The sequence below is a fragment of the Methylophilus sp. QUAN genome, assembly GCF_015354445.1.
Taxonomy (GTDB): Bacteria; Pseudomonadota; Gammaproteobacteria; order Burkholderiales; family Methylophilaceae; genus Methylophilus.
Map to the genome: position 1 here is coordinate 868,340 of NZ_JADKYT010000001.1, position 15,518 is coordinate 883,857.

At 52.9% G+C, this 15,518-nt stretch carries 16 protein-coding genes; 8 read left to right on the forward strand and 8 right to left on the reverse strand.

Going from position 1 to position 15,518, the window contains the following annotated elements; all coding sequences use genetic code 11:
* The first annotated feature begins 1 nt into the window (after position 1).
* The 7 genes from INP79_RS04200 to kdsB all read left to right on the forward strand — a co-directional run bounded on the left by INP79_RS04200 (position 2) and on the right by kdsB (position 7,423).
* On the forward strand, positions 2-2,422 hold the full coding sequence (locus tag INP79_RS04200) for a DNA internalization-related competence protein ComEC/Rec2 (protein ID WP_194753058.1): 2,421 nt from the start codon (positions 2-4) through the stop codon (positions 2,420-2,422).
* A 100-nt stretch (positions 2,423-2,522) separates the two neighbouring features.
* Complete coding sequence (locus INP79_RS04205) at positions 2,523-3,128, forward strand: MotA/TolQ/ExbB proton channel family protein (protein WP_194753059.1); 606 nt, start codon at positions 2,523-2,525, stop codon at positions 3,126-3,128.
* A 41-nt stretch (positions 3,129-3,169) separates the two neighbouring features.
* Positions 3,170-3,598 carry a biopolymer transporter ExbD gene (locus INP79_RS04210; protein WP_194753060.1) on the forward strand — a complete coding sequence of 143 codons (429 nt, stop codon included), beginning with the start codon at positions 3,170-3,172 and terminating at the stop codon, positions 3,596-3,598.
* 84 nt (positions 3,599-3,682) lie between these two features.
* Positions 3,683-5,437: a lipid A export permease/ATP-binding protein MsbA gene (gene msbA / locus INP79_RS04215; RefSeq protein WP_194753061.1), complete on the forward strand. Its 1,755-nt coding sequence runs from the start codon at positions 3,683-3,685 to the stop codon at positions 5,435-5,437.
* On the forward strand, positions 5,437-6,495 hold the full coding sequence (lpxK, locus tag INP79_RS04220; RefSeq protein WP_194753062.1) for a tetraacyldisaccharide 4'-kinase: 1,059 nt from the start codon (positions 5,437-5,439) through the stop codon (positions 6,493-6,495). The genes msbA and lpxK overlap by 1 nt, the downstream gene beginning before the upstream one ends.
* Entirely contained in the window at positions 6,492-6,674 is a 183-nt protein-coding gene (locus INP79_RS04225; RefSeq protein ID WP_047514384.1) for a Trm112 family protein, read from the forward strand. The genes lpxK and INP79_RS04225 overlap by 4 nt, the downstream gene beginning before the upstream one ends.
* 2 nt (positions 6,675-6,676) lie before the next feature.
* Entirely contained in the window at positions 6,677-7,423 is a 747-nt protein-coding gene (gene kdsB / locus INP79_RS04230) for a 3-deoxy-manno-octulosonate cytidylyltransferase (protein ID WP_194753063.1), read from the forward strand.
* Positions 7,424-7,492: 69 nt separating this feature from the next.
* Here the strand turns inward: kdsB and INP79_RS04235 are convergent, their stop codons facing one another.
* From INP79_RS04235 to INP79_RS04270, 8 genes are all read right to left on the reverse strand, one after another.
* Positions 7,493-7,951 carry an FxDxF family PEP-CTERM protein gene (locus INP79_RS04235; protein ID WP_194753064.1) on the reverse strand — a complete coding sequence of 153 codons (459 nt, stop codon included), beginning with the start codon at positions 7,949-7,951 and terminating at the stop codon, positions 7,493-7,495.
* A gap of 105 nt (positions 7,952-8,056) precedes the next feature.
* Positions 8,057-8,401: a DMT family protein gene (locus INP79_RS04240; protein ID WP_194740720.1), complete on the reverse strand. Its 345-nt coding sequence runs from the start codon at positions 8,399-8,401 to the stop codon at positions 8,057-8,059.
* A 66-nt stretch (positions 8,402-8,467) separates the two neighbouring features.
* Complete coding sequence (locus INP79_RS04245; RefSeq protein WP_029148398.1) at positions 8,468-8,806, reverse strand: P-II family nitrogen regulator; 339 nt, start codon at positions 8,804-8,806, stop codon at positions 8,468-8,470.
* An 88-nt stretch (positions 8,807-8,894) separates the two neighbouring features.
* Entirely contained in the window at positions 8,895-10,496 is a 1,602-nt protein-coding gene (locus INP79_RS04250) for an NAD+ synthase (protein WP_194753065.1), read from the reverse strand.
* A 30-nt stretch (positions 10,497-10,526) separates the two neighbouring features.
* Entirely contained in the window at positions 10,527-11,495 is a 969-nt protein-coding gene (locus INP79_RS04255) for an ankyrin repeat domain-containing protein (RefSeq protein ID WP_194753851.1), read from the reverse strand.
* A gap of 59 nt (positions 11,496-11,554) precedes the next feature.
* Positions 11,555-12,436 (reverse strand): succinate--CoA ligase subunit alpha, encoded by an 882-nt coding sequence (sucD, locus tag INP79_RS04260; RefSeq protein WP_194753066.1) that lies wholly within the window; start codon positions 12,434-12,436, stop codon positions 11,555-11,557.
* A 2-nt stretch (positions 12,437-12,438) separates the two neighbouring features.
* Entirely contained in the window at positions 12,439-13,608 is a 1,170-nt protein-coding gene (gene sucC / locus INP79_RS04265; RefSeq protein WP_194753067.1) for an ADP-forming succinate--CoA ligase subunit beta, read from the reverse strand.
* Between the two features lie 116 nt (positions 13,609-13,724).
* Positions 13,725-14,495, reverse strand: coding sequence for an elongation factor-1 alpha (locus tag INP79_RS04270; protein WP_194753068.1), 771 nt, complete (start codon positions 14,493-14,495; stop codon positions 13,725-13,727).
* 150 nt (positions 14,496-14,645) lie between these two features.
* On the opposite strand from INP79_RS04270, the gene serB reads away from it, so the two are divergent.
* Positions 14,646-15,485 carry a phosphoserine phosphatase SerB gene (serB, locus tag INP79_RS04275; RefSeq protein ID WP_194753069.1) on the forward strand — a complete coding sequence of 280 codons (840 nt, stop codon included), beginning with the start codon at positions 14,646-14,648 and terminating at the stop codon, positions 15,483-15,485.
* Positions 15,486-15,518 lie beyond the last annotated feature (33 nt).

The following is a 15,518-nucleotide window of genomic DNA, read 5'->3' on the forward strand; positions in this document are numbered from 1 at the left end:
CATGCTGCCAAGCGCCACAGTCGGATTACTGTTTGGAGTTTGGCTATTTCAGCAACAGCCTAGGCTGTGGTCGCTGGCGGTATGGGCAGGCTGGTTGGCGGCATTCGTTACGCTGCGTCTATTGCTGTTTGGCCTGATGCCAGGCCGTGTCCCGGGTATTGTCTTTTCTTTCCCCTTTCAAACCCTGCTGCGCAGGCTATGGCTGGTCTTGCTGATTGCCGCCCTGGCATTTGCCTACGTGCAGGCGCGTGCCTGGTGGCGTTTGCAATCGGTGTTGCCTGCGGCCTGCGAGCAGTTGGTGATACCTGTACAGGGTGTCATTGTCAGTGTGCCCGAGCGTGATGCGCGCGGTCAGCATGTCGATCTCGCCGTCGAACGCAGCTTCAATCCGGCCTGTCCCTTACCCGCCAACATACGCTTGCATCTCTATCAGCAGACTTATCGCGGCGAGGCTGCAAAACCACTGGCGTTACCGTATTTGCAAGCAGGTGAACGCTGGCAATTCAGTGTCCGCCTCAAGCGGCCACATGCCACGCGTAATCCGCATGGGTTTGATTATGCTGCCTGGTGTCTGTCGAATGACATCGGTGCCAGCGGGTCCATTGACACCAAAGCCCCCATGCATCAATTGCAACCCCTGGTCTGGCAACCTGCCGCGTTGATTGCACGCTGGCGCGCCAGTGTGGGGGAGCGTATTGAGCGCGTGTTGGGTGCGACGCCCGCCAGTGCCGTCTTGCGTGCGCTGGTGATTGGCGATGACAGCCACATTACGCGCACGGACTGGCAATTGTTTGTGGATACCGGCATTAATCATCTGGTCTCGATATCAGGCTTGCACATTACGATGCTGGCTTCATTGGGCTATCTGTGTATCGGTTGGCTTTGGCGATTACGCCCGCGTTGGGCCTTGCATCTGCCCTCCAAATTGGCGGCGAGCGCGGGCGGCGCATTGGTTGCGATTGCCTATTCGGCCTTGGCAGGCTTTTCTATTCCCACCCAACGTACGCTATACATGTTGCTCACGGTGCTGGTGATGCTGAGCCTCAAGCATAGATTGCCTTTTTCCTGGATACTTTGCGTTGCCATGTGGGTCGTGCTGTTACTGGATCCGTGGGCGGTCATGGCACCCGGGTTCTGGCTGTCTTTTGGCGCGGTGGCGGTATTGGCGTTCGCCATGGGCGGGCGTTTGCGCCCGTCACGCTGGTGGCAATCTGCACTACAAACACAATGGATTATGACGCTGGCATTGGTGCCGGTACTTATCCTGTTTTTTAATCAACTCTCGCTGGTCTCGCCGCTGGCAAATGGCCTGGCAATTCCCATGGTGAGTGTGGGCGTGGTGCCGCTGGCGATTGCCGGGGCGGTGTTGCCCTTGGATGGCTTATTACACATCGCTGCCGGATTGTGGCAGGTGTGCGCGCACGCCTTGGCGTGGTTGCATCAATTGCCCTGGGCGGTGGGGTATGTGGCGACGCCACCCATGTGGGCATGGCTGATGGCCATGTTGGGGACACTGGTATGGCTGATGCCACGGGGCTGGCCCTTGCGCTGGGCTGGGTTATTATTATGGTTGCCGCTGTGGCAACCCCTGTCACCAGCGTTGCAACCTGGCCAAATGCGTGTCACTGTACTGGATGTCGGACAAGGCTTGAGTGTGCTGGTACAAACGGCGCAGCATGTCATGCTATATGACGCCGGGCCGGTATATCACGAACAAAGTGATGCGGGTCAGCGTATTGTCTTGCCTTATTTGCGGCATCTGGGCATCAAGCAGCTGGGTATCGCGGTCATTTCGCATGATGATAATGACCATGTGGGTGGCATGGCCTCGGTGTTGGCCAGCGTACCTGCTAGCAGAATCTTAAGCTCACTGACTTCTGACGCGGCTTTTTTTTCGCAGTTGCAACAGCTGCCTCAGGCCGCCAGCCTGCCGCGTATTGTCTGCCATGCCGGGCAGCAGTGGCAATGGGACCAGGTGTTGTTTCGGGTGGTTTATCCTGCAGAAAGTTTGCCGACAGGTACGAAGGACAATGATAAAAGCTGCGTGATCCAGGTGGTGTCTGCACATGGCAGTATATTGTTGACCGGTGATATTGAATATCCAGCCGAGCAGGCACTACTTGCGTCTAGCTTTGGCGGCGATCTGCGTTCTACCGTGATGACCATGCCGCACCATGGCAGTAAAACCTCATCCAGCCTGGCATTGATCCGTCAGGTGAACCCCGAGATAGCGATTGCCACTGTTGGTTACCGCAACCGGTTTGGTCATCCCAAGCCCGAGGTGATGGCGCGTTATCAGGCATTGGGTAGCCAGGCATTACGCTCAGACCGGGATGGTGCCATTGTGCTGGATTTTACCCAGGGCTCGCGTCCACAAGTCAGCCGCTGGCGGGCACTAGAACCGCATTACTGGGAATTGTAATTTATGGCAATTGTACCTTGCTGGATACCGGACAAAACTTGCCCTCAGGCCTGGTTAACGCTAAAGTAGCGAAAGTTTAAAAACAACTGGAGTGTTTGCTGTGTGGGAAATTATTTTAGCGGCCGGCTGGCCTATCTGGCCTCTGATTATTGCCTCTGTGATTGCCTTCGCCATCATCGTTGAGCGATTCTGGGCATTAAGAGCCTCGGTCGTTACGCCTGAGCAATTACTGCCAGAAGTACAAAACTGGCTAAAACAGGGCGGCGTCACGCGCGAAACACTGAGCCGCCTGGAAGCACACTCCTTGTTGGGTAAGGTATTTGCCAGCGCACTGGCCAATATGAATAACTCACGTGAAGTGACTAAAGAGGCGATTGAAGAAACCGGCCGCGCTGTGGCACACAAGCTGGAACAATACCTGCCCACGCTGGGTACGATTGCCACGGTGGCACCTTTGCTCGGCTTGCTGGGCACGGTGATCGGGATGGTAGAGTTGTTCGGCTCATTTACAAACAGCGGTCATGACGTGGCACAGTTTGCGCGCGGTATTTCTGTGGCGCTGTATAACACGGCGGCTGGTATCGTGGTGGCGGTGCCTTCCATGATTGCTTACCGTTATTTCCGCGGCAAAATTGATGGCTTTCTGGTCGACATGGAACAGCAAGCGATTAAGTTGGTAGAGATTATCCACGGTGACCGTGGCTAAGATAACCGCCATTAAGCCGTATTGAAAACAAAGGCAATTTCATGAATTTCAAACGTGGTGTCCGCAACGAAGAGTTGGAAATCAACTTTATTCCACTGATCGACGTACTACTGGTGATTATTATCTTTTTGATGGTGAGTGCGACGTTCTCTCGCACCAGCGAACTGCAAATTAACTTGCCAACTGCCGATGCCAATGCACCGCAAGAAAAGCCGCTGACGATCACGGTAGAAGTGGATGCCAATGGCCGCTATCTGGTGAATGGCAAAGAAGCCAACGGTGTCGTCGTGTCTGACCTGGCTGCTGCGCTCACGCAAGCCGGTGCTGAAGGGCCGACAGGTAAGGAACCAACCATTATCATCAACGCCGATGCCAAGGCCACACACCAGTCTGTGGTGAATATTATGGAAGCATCGCGGATGGCCAATTACACGCATATTACGTTTGCGACGCAGGTGAATTCCCGCTAATGTTGCCGGTAACATCATCTGATCCATCAACAAGCCCGTCAACCTTGGCGGGCTGTTTGTTTTTAGTCTGCCCGAGAAAATCGCATGGCGCGTAAGTCCTCTTCTGAATCGGTGATTATCACCAATCCTGTGTTGCTCTATAAGCGCTTGTTTGCATACGCCTGGCATTACAAGATGCATTTTGCATTATCAATGGTGTCTACGGCTATTCTGGCCTCCAGCAACACCTTGTTTCTGGCACTGATTAAAGAAGTCACCGATGCAGGCTTTGCCAAGTCTGGCGACCATGATGCGTATGTGCTGCCTTTGATGTTGTTTGGCCTGATGGCGATTCGGGCGGTGGCCGGATTCTTTTCGGTCTACAGTTTGCGTACTGTGGCCAGGCGCGTGGTGGAAGTCTTGCGCAAGCAGATTTTTGCCAAATTGCTGATGTTGCCGGTAAGTTTTTTTGATGCCAATTCCAACGGCCTGCTGGTCTCCAAAATGACCTATGACATTGAGCGCCTGTCTACTGTGGTCACGCGTTCTGCACTCAACGTGTTGCGCGATGTGTTGACGGTGATTGGCCTGATTGGATACATGCTCTATCTGGATTGGCGTTTGACGCTGATTTTTGCCTTGGTTGCCCCTTTGATGGGCTTGTACCTGGCACGCACCACGCCCAAGTTACGGGCCAATGCTAAAAAAGTGCAACAGGCCGTTGGCGAGATCACCAAAACCGCAGAAGAGGCGATTGCCGCTCAGCGTATCGTCAAGATTTTTGGTGCGCAGGCGTTCGAGAATGACCGCTTTGGCGAAGTGGTGAGCCGCAACCGTCAACTGGAGTTACGTACTGCCAGAATTTCCGGCCTCAATAGTTTCGTCATTGAAATCCTGTCTGCTGTGGCTTTGGGCCTGGTGGTTTTTTACGCACTGGCGCAGTTTACCGTCGGCGAGTTTGCAGCATTTGTGGGTGCGTTAATGATGCTGATTGCACCGATTAAACATATCACTGCTGCCAATGAAGATTTACAGATCGGCCTGGCGGCGGCGCAAAGTGTATTTGATGTGCTGGATATTGAAAACGAAGTCGATCAAGGCAATTATCAAGTCGGTCGAGCCCAGGGCGCATTGCGCTTTGACCAGGTCACCGTGCGCTACCCGCAAGCCAAGAAGGATGCTTTGTCTGCCTTGAGTTTTGAGATTGCAGCGGGTGAAAAAGTCGCGCTGGTTGGGCGTTCAGGCAGCGGCAAAACCACACTGGTGAATTTACTGCCGCGCTTTTATGAGTCGCAACAGGGTTGCGTGTCGCTGGATGGTCACGATGTGCGAGATTACCAGCTCGACAATTTGCGCGCGCAGTTTTCGCTGGTCAGCCAGGATATTGTGTTATTTAACGATACCATTTTTAATAATATTGCCTATGGCGCGTTGCGCGATGCTAGCGAGCAGGAAGTGATTGAAGCCGCGAAAGCGGCGAATGCCTGGGAGTTTATCCAGCAAATGCCACAAGGCTTGCAAAGCGAGATCGGCGACCGCGGCGTACGCTTGTCCGGTGGCCAGCGTCAGCGCCTGGCCATTGCGCGCGCAATTTTGAAAAACGCGCCTGTCTTGTTGCTCGATGAAGCGACTTCGGCGCTGGATAGTGAGTCTGAATTGCATGTGCAAATGGCACTGGACCGCCTGATGCGCGACCGCACGACGATTGTGATCGCACACAGACTGAGTACCATTGAAAACGCCGACAGAATTTTCGTCATGGACCACGGCAATATTATAGAAACTGGCTCACACCAAACCTTGCTGGCACAGAACGGCTATTACAGCAGGCTTTATCACAAGCAGTTTCAAGACGACTGATGTTGCGCACCTGGTTTGAGCGGCAATGGCAAACAAACGGCTGGGTGCAATGCCTGCTGTTGCCCTTATCATGGTTATTTGCGCTACTGGCAGCGGGCAGGCGTTATGGCTACCAGATCGGCCTATTCTCCAGCCAAGCCTTGCCTGTGCCAGTCATCATTGTGGGCAATATCTCTGTCGGCGGTGTTGGTAAAACGCCGCTGGTGATTTACCTGGCGCAGCAATTACGTGCTGCCGGGTACGTGCCTGGAATCTTGAGCCGTGGCTACGGTGGTCAGCATCGCGGTGAAGTCGCGCCTGAGAGCGCACCTGCACTATTTGGCGATGAGCCGGTATTGATTGCCCGCCGTACTGGATGTCCGGTATGGGTAGACCCTGCACGGACGGCGGGCGGCCTGGCATTGCTCAAGGCGCATCCTGAGGTGAATGTGTTGATCTGTGATGATGGCTTGCAGCACTATGCTTTGCAGCGCGATATTGAAATTGCAGTGGTGCAGCGGCCATTAGGCATAGGCAATGGGCGCTTATTACCCGCCGGTCCTTTGCGTGAGCCCTTGAATCGTTTACGCTTGGTCGACCTGGTGGTTGAAACAGGGCAATTGCCCGCAACGCCCATGCATGTGAACACTTACCAGTTGCGCTTACGCACGGGGACATGGACGTCGGTTACCGACTTTTCCAGCGAAACCAGCACTGAGTGGCTACGTGTGCAGTCCGTTGAGCAGCCTCTGGTGGCGGTGGCGGGTATCGGCCATCCGCAGCGCTTTTTTGACCTGCTGGCGACCATGGGCCTGGACTGTGAACAACGTCCGCTGGCAGATCATTATGCTTATACTCAGGCCGACTTTATAGCGTTGCGCGGAAAAACCATACTGATGACCGAGAAAGATGCCGTAAAATGTCAGCATTTGCAGTTAGAGAATGCTTGGTTTTTACCCGTGTCGGCTGAACTAAGCCCTGTCGGCCATGATCAATCACTGGCAGCTTCTGTCATTGGTCTGTTGAAACACAAGCATGCAAAAGCAGCCATGCCACCATATAAAGGAAGTCAAGAATGAATCCCAAATTACTGGAAATCCTGGTTTGTCCAGTGACCAAAGGGCCTTTGGTCTACGATAAGCAAAAGCAGGAGCTGGTCTCAAAAAATGCACGCCTGGCGTATCCGGTGCGAGATGGTATCCCCGTCATGCTGGAAGACGAAGCACGTCGTCTGGACGAGCACGAGTATAGTGAATAACGATGTTTAAGGTTGTTGTTCCCGCCCGTTTTGCCAGCACACGGTTGCCGGGCAAACCACTGGTCGATATTGCCGGCAAGCCTATGGTCGTCCGCGTGGCCGAACAGGCAGCCAAAAGCCTGGCGAATGAGGTGGTGATTGCGACAGACCATGACGATATTCTGCAAGCTGCTGGTGCACATGGTGTGGCGGCTGTGATGACGCGGGTTGACCATGTCTCTGGCACTGACCGTATTGCTGAAGTGGTGGCGAAAATGGGCTGGCCGGATGAGATGATTGTGGTGAATGTACAGGGCGATGAGCCACTGATTGATCCGGTACTCATTAACGAGGTAGCCGCGACTTTGTCATCAGACCCACAAGCCGTGATGTCGACTGCCTGTCATCCGATTCATGAAGCTGAGGTCATCGACAATCCAAATGTCGTCAAAGTGGTTCTCAATGCCAAGCAGCAAGCCTTGTATTTCAGCCGTGCTGCGATCCCCTTTCCACGTGACGCCGAGAACAGGCAAAGCCTCGCTGCCCACCGTCATATTGGAATCTATGCTTATCGTGTGGGCTTCTTAAAACAATATGCCAGCCTGCCAGTGACTACACTGGAGAAAATTGAAAGCCTGGAACAATTACGCGTGTTGTATCACGGTTACCAGATTGCCGTGACGGTCACGGATCATGCACCTGCGAGCGGGGTTGATACGCAAGATGATTTAGACTTGGTCAGAGAAGTATTTGCTGCGTCGCTTGCTTGATTGCCAGCCGACCAAAATAAAAAAGCCTGCATCAGCAGGCTTTTTTATGGGCGCTTTAACTGCGAGTGATTAGTTTTTCTTCTGGCGACGTACAGCAATCGTACCCATCAAGGCCAAACCGGCGAACATCATGCCGTAAGTTTCTGGCTCCGGCACTGGGGTAGTGATAGTTGACAGTGTGTAGTTACCAGTAATGGTGCCGCCTGATGCTACATTGAAACGCAATTGGTAGGTACCTGCCAAGATATTGGTCAGGTTGAAGCTATAGCCGGCATCTTTGGAACCAGTCGTTGTGATCGCATTGTTTGTTACGCCATCAAACAGTGCTACATTTGTCAGGTTTTTGGATGTAGTAAAGAATGCGGACAAATCAAAGTTCTGAGCACTTGTAATGTCAAGGTAAGCAAACGTTCCGTTGGCAAAACTTGAGGCAGTACCAGGGTCGGTGATGGTGCCAAAGTTAGTGACAGTTGCAAAAGCTGAAGTGCTGGCAAGCAGTGAAGCGGCAATTAAAAGTTTTTTAAGCATAATGTTCCCCGATAGATATTATTCAATTGATGCTGGGTACGATTATGACAAAATGATGTTTATGGCGAAATAGCCCGTTAGGGTCATGCGAGGCATTCCTACTGGTCAAGTCCTGAATATAAAATAAACAGCACCCATCATGCACAGACCTGCCCACAGATAGTCCCATTTCAGCGGCTGCTGCATATACATCACCGCAAACGGCACAAAGATGACCAGAGTGATGACTTCTTGCAGGATTTTGAGTTGCGCCAGGTTGAGCTGGGTAAAGCCGATGCGGTTGGCAGGCACCTGAAAGCAATATTCAATCAGGGCGATGCCCCAGCTGGCAATAATGGCAATCCAGAGCGGTTTCTGGTGCAAGTCACGCAGATGGCCGTACCAGGCAAACAACATAAACAGGTTGGCTGCCGATAGTAACAAGATGGTTTTAATCAGGGTGAAAGACATGCCAAACCCATTTAAGAGAAACCGGGCACGCAGTTTAATGCGCCACCCGGGATGATACGGTTTGAATTAAATAGCTGCTTCGCCAGTTTCGCCGGTACGGATGCGGATGACTTGCTCGACCGAGGTGACAAAAATCTTGCCATCGCCAATCTTGCCGGTATGTGCGGCTTTAATAATGGCTTCAATGGCACTGTCTACCATGTCTGTGGCCAGGATCACTTCAATTTTGATTTTGGGCAGGAAGTCCACCACATATTCTGCACCGCGATATAACTCGGTGTGGCCTTTTTGACGACCAAACCCTTTGACCTCTGTCACGGTCAGGCCATTGACGCCAATGGCGGACAGGGCTTCACGCACTTCATCCAGTTTAAAGGGTTTAATGACGGCTTCTACTTTTTTCATACGCGCTCCGTGGTTAAAACTTTGTCTAGCATTCTACGCAACCAGTGCTGTTTATTCAAATATCACTGCGAGGCACTGGTTAGCTGGGTTAAAAAGTCAGGTTGCAGGTAATCGGGTAGCGGCGGTCTTTGCCAAATCCGCGCTCGGTAATGCGCACACCCACGGCGGCCTGCCTGCGCTTGTATTCGTTACGGTCTATCAGGCGTGTGACGCGCTGTACGTCAGCCTGCGCATAGCCTAACTTAACGATGGCATCCAGGCTGTAGTCTTTTTCCACATAAGCCTCCATGATCGCATCGAGCACCTCATAAGGTGGCAGGCTATCCTGGTCAGTCTGGTTGGCACGCAGTTCTGCACTTGGCGCCCGTGTAATAATCCGCTCCGGAATGACTATGCCCAACTGGTTGCGATAGGCAGCCAGCCGGTAGACCAGCGTTTTAGGTACATCTTTAATCAGTGCAAAGCCGCCAGCCATGTCGCCATATAGCGTGCTGTACCCGACAGCGGTCTCAGATTTATTACCCGTGGTCAGTACCAGGCTGCCGAATTTATTGCTGATGGCCATCAATAACATGCCGCGAATACGCGCTTGCAGGTTTTCTTCGGTGGTATCAAACGATGTGCCTGTGAATTCTTCAGCAAGCGTGTCGCAAAAGCCTTCAAACAGTGGCTTGATCGGTAACACGCTGTACTCAACGTCGACCAGGCGTGCCATTTCAGCTGCGTCTTCTACACTGATGCCCGCTGTAAACTCCGACGGCATCATCACCGCTTTCACCCGCTCTTTGCCCAGCGCATCGACCGCAATGGCCAGCGTCAATGCCGAGTCTATGCCACCGGATAAGCCCAGCACCACGCTGGGAAATTTGTTTTTATTGACGTAGTCTTGCAGGCCCAGCAACAAGGCTTTATACACGGCAGCTTCAACCGCCAGTGGCGGGGCAATGTCGGTTGGCTGCGGCTGTATGCCGTCTATGTTGAGATAGCCCAGGCGCTCTTCAAGCATCGGCAGCTCTTGCACCAGTGCACCCTGGCTATTCATACTGAACGAGGCGCCATCGAATACCAGTTCATCCTGGCCACCCACCATATTGGCATAAACCATGGCCAGGCCCGTCTCCCGAATACGCTCACGCAAGACCTGGTAACGGGTTTGCTGCTTGTGCATATGGTAGGGAGAGGCATTGATGGTTAGCAGGACTTGCGCGTCCGCTTGCAGGGCTTGCAAGGCCGGACCGGGTTCCCAGCTATCGGCGCAGATTAAGATGCCGTAGCGGACACCATGCCATTCAAAGACAACCGGCAAGTCTCCTGCCTCAAAATAACGTTCTTCATCAAAGACGCTATAGTTAGGCAGGTTGTGTTTGTGGTAAGTGGCCTGGATTCTGCCTGAGTGAATCACCGAGGCCGCGTTATAACGCTTGCCTGCGACCATATGCGGATGACCGATAATCACCGCCATATCGGTGGGTAACTGTTGCTCTAACCATTGCAGGGCGCGCTGGTTGGCGGCATAAAAGTCTTGTCTGAACAGCAGGTCTTCGGGCGGGTAACCGCAGAGTGCCAGTTCTGGTGTCAGCAATAGTCTTGCACCTGCTTCATGGGCCTGATTAGCGAGCGCCAGGATGCGTTCTGCATTTTGCTGCATGGCACCAACCATGCAGTTCATTTGAGCAATTGCGAGTTTCATGATGCCCTATTTGTTGAGTACTTGTTATGGTCAGTACTTGCCGCCAGCTGCTTTAATTAGCTCGACCATGGCAGGATTCTGGCCTTTCAGCGCGTAGACATAAGCGGTGAGACCATATTGGTCGCGGGTTTTGACATTGGCTTCATGTTCTAATAATAAGCGCGCCATGTCAGGTGAGTTGTTGCTCACCGCTAAATGCAGCAATGGTGTGCCTTCGCTGTCCTTGTGGTTAGCATCTGCCTTGCGTTCCAGTAGTGCTTTGGCAACTTCGGTCTGGTTCTTGGTGACCGCCCATGTCAGGGCTGTCCATTCGTGTTCATCCTCTTCATCCACTTTGGCGCCGTGCTCCAGCAGGTAAATGGCCGCCGGTGTATGACCTTCCCTGGCCGTAATCATTAATGCCGTGGTGCCGAGTTTGTCTTTGAGGTTGGCATCTGCGCCATGACTCAAAATGGAGGTGATAGTGGGCACATCCCCACTTTTTGCGGCATACATGAGCACGGTTTTACCATCTGAAGAACGCACATTGGCGTCAAAGCCACGTTCAATAATGAGGCCCACGACTGCGCTATAGCCGGACGTGGCTGCCAGGCCGAGCGCGCTCCAGCCTGCTGGGTCGCGCACTTTAACGTCAGCCCCTTTTTCCAGCAAGGCTTTCACCGCGTCAATATTGTTCTTTTTGGCCGCGAACATCAGCGCGGTCCAGCCACCCTGGTCTTTGGCATTGATGTCTGCGCCGTTGGCCAGTAACTCAGTAATCACCGCTGCCTGGTTTTTGCGCGCGGCATACATGATGGGCGTGATTTTTTCGCTGTCGGTCACATTGGGGTTGGCGCCACTTTTGAGTAACGCTTTCACCGTGGCTAGGTCGCCTTTGGAAGAGGCGATCAACAGGTAAGAAATATTGGCACTTGGCTCTATGCTGGTTTCATCAACGGGCGGCGCTTTTTTTGCAGCCTGTGCAGGTAGGGATAGCCCCAGCAACAGGCAGGCGCTCATGCAGAGGGCGCCAAGCCGATGGGTTGTCTGAGGACGATGCTTCATGCCGTTTCCTTTATTTATTTTGTCGCGCGCTTGATGGCTTCGAGTACCGCTTCACCCAGGCCAGCAGGGGAGGCAGCAACTACACAGCCAGCCGCTTCCAGCGCAGCAATCTTGTCTTCGGCTTTGCCTGAGCCACCCGAAATAATCGCACCGGCATGGCCCATGCGTTTACCTTTAGGTGCCGTCAGGCCTGCGATATACGCAGCCACAGGTTTGGTGACATGATGCTTGATAAAGTCAGCCGCAGCTTCTTCATCGCTACCGCCGATTTCGCCAACCATGATAATGGCTTCCGTTTCAGGGTCTTTCTGAAAGAGTTCCAGGCACTCAATAAAGTTCAAGCCTTTGATCGGGTCGCCACCAATGCCAACGCAAGTTGTTTGACCCAAACCCAGCGCAGTGGTTTGATGCACGGCCTCGTAGGTGAGCGTGCCTGAGCGTGACACCACGCCGACTTTGCCGCGTTGGTGGATGCTGCCTGGCATAATGCCGATTTTGCACTCACCGGGGGTGATGACACCCGGGCAGTTAGGGCCAATTAGTTTGGTGCCGTTGGCGCGTAGCGCTGCCTTCACATTCAGCATGTCCAGTACCGGGATGCCTTCTGTAATGCAGACGATGAGCTCAATCCCTGCATCTGCCGCTTCCAGAATCGAGTCAGCCGCAAATGGCGGTGGTACGTAAATCACACTGGCATTGGCCTGGGTGGCTTTCACCGCTTCGCGCATGGTATTAAATACGGGCAGGTCCAGATGTTGTTGGCCACCTTTGCCAGGGGTTACGCCGCCTACCATTTGGGTGCCGTAAGCCAGCGCCTGTTCAGAGTGGAAGGTGCCTTGTTTACCGGTAAAGCCCTGGCACAAAACTCTGGTATTTTTATCAACTAAAATCGCCATGACTACACACCTTTATTCACTGCTTTGACTGCTTGCTGGGCGGCATCAGTCAGGCCCTCGGCAGAAATAATGTTCAAACCACTGTCGCGCAGCATTTGCTTGCCCAGTTCGACGTTGGTGCCTTCCAGGCGAACAACAACTGGAATGGTCATGCCGACTTCGCGCACGGCGGTGATAATGCCGGTGGCAATAATGTCACAGCGCATGATGCCGCCAAAGATATTCACTAAAATGGCTTTAACATTCTGGTCTGCCAGAATGATTTTGAATGCCTTGGTCACCGTTTCAGCCGTGGCGCCACCGCCTACATCGAGGAAGTTGGCAGGCATGCCGCCGTGCAGCTTAATTAAGTCCATGGTCGCCATGGCCAGGCCTGCGCCGTTCACCATGCAGCCGATATTGCCATTCAGGGCAATATAGTTGAGGCCGCTATGATGGGCCTCGGCTTCTTTGGCGTCGTCTTGAGACCAGTCGCGCATTTCGGCAAATGGTTTCTGGCGGTATAAGGCGTTGTCATCCACCGTCATTTTGCAATCCAGCGCAACCAGTTTGCCATCCGCAGTGACGATCAGCGGGTTGATTTCCAGCAGCGCCAAATCGTTGTCTTTAAATAGTTTGTACAAGCCCTTGGACAGTTTGGTAAAGGCACTGATCTGGTCGCCACTCAAGCCCAGGCCAAAGGCCAGGTTGCGCGCCTGGTAGTCCACCAGGCCATTCAGCGGGTCACAGACTTCCTGCAGAATTTTTTCCGGCTGCGTGGCCGCAATTTCTTCGATATCCATACCGCCAGCACTGGAGGCGACCATGACTACGCGCTCCAGCGTGCGGTCTACCAGCATAGACAAGTACAACTCACGTGCAATCGGCAAGGTTTGTTCCACCAGCACTTGGTGTACTGGTTGACCATCTGGCGCGTTCTGGTAAGTGACCAGGTGCTTACCCAGCAGGCTGCCCGCGACTGTTTGCGCTTCCAGCGCAGACTTTACCACTTTGACGCCGCCAGCTTTGCCGCGGCCACCCGCGTGCACTTGCGCCTTAACGACCCAGGCCTCGCCACCTAATTCTTTCGTGGCAGCAGCGGCAGCTTCTTCAGATTGGACAACTAGGCCAGACGGGGTAGCCAAACCGTACTTTTGCAGTAGCTGTTTGGCTTGATATTCGTGCAGATTCATGAAAATAAGAGATTTTTATGATTAAGCATCTATTTTCGCGCAAATACCCCGGTAAGGCTAGACTACAAACAAAAAAACCGCACACAAGTGCGGTTTTATCTGTGCTAACGCAGCCTTTACAGGTCTTGCGCCCAGGCGTTGCCATAGACTTTGCCATTGCGTGGGAGAATCAGCATCTGGTACATGCTGATCACCCACATGTAACTGGAGGCGAGACTGTAACCAACGCCACCGATGATGGTGAGCCAGGCAAAGTGCGGTGACAGTTTGGTCAGCCACCAGGACATGACGTCCACAATCAAAAACGCAAACGGGAAAGCAATCGCAATGATTTTCGCGGTTTTTGGTACATTGACCGCAAAGCTGAAAATCAGGCCAATAAAAAAGAAAATAAAGCTGATGCCAAACAAGTGGATGTGTGAGACACGGGTCAGGCCGCTGATGGTGGCGCCTTCATTCACTTCTGCACGGGCTTTCACTTCCTCATATTTGGTGAAGTTCGGAATCCCTGGAATATTGCTGTGGCACATCACACAGTGTTGGGCAAAAATTTGTTTGTAATGTGATTCCCACTGGTCTTGCGGTGCGCCTTGTTGTGCCCATTTGATGATGTCCTGGCGTACTTCCAGCGGTGCCTTGTCAGACATGGAACCGTTTAATTTGCTCGCCAGCTTGGTGCCGCTGCGGTCACCATAGTAGCTATAGACAATATCATTGACGGATAAGCCGAATTTGCCATCGGCCATGCCGTGTGTGAGCATGATTTGCAGGCCGGCCATGCACAGGCCGACACCAATCACCAGCAGATAGCCGATAAATAGTGCTTTCAGCGGCAATGGCAGGTTGGGCAGGTTCAACCATGGTAGTGTTTGTGCGTCTTGTTTCATTCAATTTCCCGGGGTTTTTTAGTTTGCTTGCAAGCATACCATCGCTTGTGGCATTCCAAAAACAGAAATACTCCTTAAAAACAAGCTGTTCTCAGTGATTGGGGAGGCAACTGGTATAATCGCGCTTTTGTTCAATTAGCGATTTTTATCATGCGTTTAGTGGTTCAAGGTCCTGCCATCACCATGGCACATTTGTCTCATATTCATGGCCTGGTGGGTGGGCATACACAATTCATGCAAGTGGCTCAGCATGCATATTACCTGCCCGTTACTGACGGTGAGTACCAGGACGTGAAAGCTTTTTGCGCCAGCCAGCAAATAGATTGCGCCCTGATGGAAGATGGTCACCGCTTGCAGAAGATGGGCTTGTGCGTGATGGATATGGACTCCACCCTGATTGCCATTGAATGCATTGATGAAATCGCTGACATGATGAACCTTAAACCGCAAGTGGCCGAGATCACTGAGGCTGCCATGCGCGGTGAGCTGGATTTTGCTGCCAGTCTGCGCAAACGTGTGGCCTTACTCAAAGGGCTGCCTGAATCTGCCCTGCAGCGTGTGATTGAAGAGCGCTTAACCTTTAACCCTGGCGCGCAAGACTGGATTAATACCTGCAAGCAACATGGCATTAAAACCATGGTGGTGTCTGGCGGGTTTACCTTCTTTGCCAATTATGTCAAAGATACGCTGGGGCTGGATTATGCCGTGTCCAATACGTTGGAAATTGTCGATGGCAAATTGACCGGCCAGGTGGTGGGCGACATTGTCGATGCCCAGCGCAAGGCCGATGAGTTGTTGAAACTGCGTGAAGCACTCGGGCTGGATGCCACTCAAACCATCGCCATCGGTGATGGCGCCAATGACCTGACCATGATGGCCGTGGCTGCGGTCGGTGTGGCTTATCACGCCAAACCGGTGGTGCAGCAGCAAGCCATGTATGCACTGAATGTGGTGGGCCTGGATGGCGTCGCCAATCTGTTGACTATCTAGTCGCTGCGCTTAGTCGAGCAATGACAGGCAGTT